This window comes from Melaminivora alkalimesophila (assembly GCF_000282995.1).
GTDB classification, from domain to species: Bacteria; Pseudomonadota; Gammaproteobacteria; order Burkholderiales; family Burkholderiaceae_C; genus Melaminivora; species Melaminivora alkalimesophila.
This window is the reverse complement of record NZ_ALEE01000034.1, coordinates 1-2,187: the sequence shown is the minus strand read 5'-3', so window position 1 is coordinate 2,187 and position 2,187 is coordinate 1. Positions and strand designations below refer to the sequence as shown.

The window sequence follows — 2,187 nt, the reverse complement described above, 5'->3', positions numbered from 1 at the left end:
CCCAGCCGATGCCACCGAACCCACCTCCGAGCGCCGCCGCCGCACGCGCGACGCCGTGCAAGCCGCGCTCTCCGACGTCATCCTGCTGGGCACGGCCGAGCAGGTGGAACTGGCGGTACAGGCCGTCAACGACATGGTGGCGGGGCGGCGCGTCGAGACGGCGGCGCTGGTGGTCTCGCTGCGCAATTTCATCCGCGAAGTGCTGGAGCTTGAGCCTGTGCCGGCGCATCTGGCCGTGCCGCGCCAGGGGCCGCTGCGCACGAGTGGTGGCGGCGGACGAACGGGTGGTGGCTCTGGCGGAAAGAGCGGCGGAGGTGGAGGTGACGGCGGTATGGGCGGTGGCGGGATCGCCGCAGGCGGTGCCATGGGTTTTGGCGCCGGGCGGACACGGTCTGAGATCGAAGCTCTGCCCGGCGAAGATATTCCTTCGCCCTAGGCCGGCAACGCCCACCGAGACCGGGCGGTGCTGCCAAGACGGCCGCCCAAGCATTGATGCTTCGGTGCAACGGAGCCCGTTGGGCCAATGGACGCAGTTGTGATACAAGACGCAACAACGGTCCGGTGTAGGTCGTTGAAATGTCCTTTTAGGGCTACAAGAAATGCGTCCGCACGAGGCACGCGGCAAGCACCTCATCCGGAAAAATTTAGGTTTGTCTAATCGGCCGCAGAGTGGGGCACCTACACGAAGAGCAGACAAGCGTGTCCTTGCTAGCAGACTTCATTGTCCAGTCACCGCGGTCGTCTAATCCTAGTTAGGAGCCAAAAAGAATGGACAATATCGTAATCATCGGGTCATCAGGCCATGCGAAAGTCATCATCGACATCGTGCAACAGCAAGGGAAATACAACATAGTCGGATTGCTTGATCGATTCCGAGATGTCGGAGAGAAAACGCTTGGCTACCCAGTTCTTGGGAAAGAAGAGGATTTGCCAGAATTGATAAAAGCGCATGCCCTAAAAGGTGCAATAGTTGCCATTGGCGATAACTTCGTGCGCTCAAAAGTGGTTGCGCATATCAAAGAAATAATCCCAGACCTTCCGTTTGTTTCTGCTATCCACCCCAAAGCATCAATAGCAATGGAAGTCTCAATCGGAGAGGGAACCGTCGTGATGGCGGGGGTTTCCATCAATGCATGTTCCTCGGTTGGTCGATTCTGCATTCTGAACACCAATTCTTCTCTTGACCATGACTCGATACTGGAAGACTTCGCGAGTCTTGCTCCTGGCGCCACGACAGGCGGCAATTGTCGGGTTGGTCAATTTTCAGCAGTCAGTATCGGGGCGGTTCTGATTCACGGAATTCATGTTGGAGAACACACCGTTATTGGAGCTGGCTCGCTTGTCATGAAGTCCATTGAGTCATTTGTCGTTGCTTATGGAACGCCAGCAAGAGCAATCCGCAATCGGGAGCAAGGAGACAAATACCTTTGAAAACAGCTCCTAACAAGGCGCTGCACCGGACGGCAATTCCGCTGCGCTCCATTGCCGCTGGTGAGCTTGGACGTTATGCGCCTGCATCGCGGTCGCTGAGTCCTTGCAAAACGCCTCGATTGTCGAGTCGCCCAAGATGCACCGACCATTTCTGTGTGTAGGCTCCGAAGTGCATCCCCACCCACACATTGCGGGGCAGTAACAACCGGCAAACAGCCCGCACAATCGCCAGGCGAATGCGCATAACAAGTCGGTCAAGCCGACGTGCATTCCGCTGCGCTTCATTCACGCGGCTTACCTCCAGCGTTAGCCGGCCGCGAACTGGCCTAGCGTCGTTGTACCACGCAAGAGAAAAAGGAGGTCTTATGCCTGAGTCACTGCCTCTCTCGCTGCTCGTGGCCTGGGTGCTCTACTTTGGGTTTCTGAACACTCATCAACGCCACTCTTCGCGGTTTCAAGGCGCGTCTCAAGCCTTCAACGCGGCGCTCAATTTGTCGGTCATTCTTGGTGTACTGGCTGGGTTAGCGCTTCTGGTCTACTACTTCATCCGCGTGGCTTGGTACTGGCCCTTCCTGCTCTTCGTAGCCGGGAGCGTTATTGCCGGGCTACTGTTTGGCGTACTTGACAGGAAAGTCAGTCAACCGGCGTTGAGCTTGCTTGGTTTCCTCGCATGGCCGGCTGCTGCCATTTGGGCGTTCTTAATTATTCGTGGGCTGTCCGGCTAACAGTTCGTCCAAGCCGACGCCGCTTCGCGGC

General features: G+C 57.4%; 2 protein-coding genes and 1 pseudogene. All 3 read left to right on the top strand.

All coding sequences use genetic code 11. The features are described from left to right. Nucleotides 1–436, top strand: a pseudogene (locus A612_RS17460) (hypothetical protein); the annotation flags it as partial. 332 nt (nt 437–768) lie between these two features. Further along, nucleotides 769–1,431, top strand: coding sequence for an acetyltransferase (locus A612_RS16210; RefSeq protein ID WP_075806984.1), 663 nt, complete (start codon nt 769–771; stop codon nt 1,429–1,431). A gap of 365 nt (nt 1,432–1,796) precedes the next feature. Beyond that, nucleotides 1,797–2,156: a hypothetical protein gene (locus A612_RS00295; protein ID WP_019372625.1), complete on the top strand. Its 360-nt coding sequence runs from the start codon at nt 1,797–1,799 to the stop codon at nt 2,154–2,156. Nucleotides 2,157–2,187: the final 31 nt, after the last annotated feature.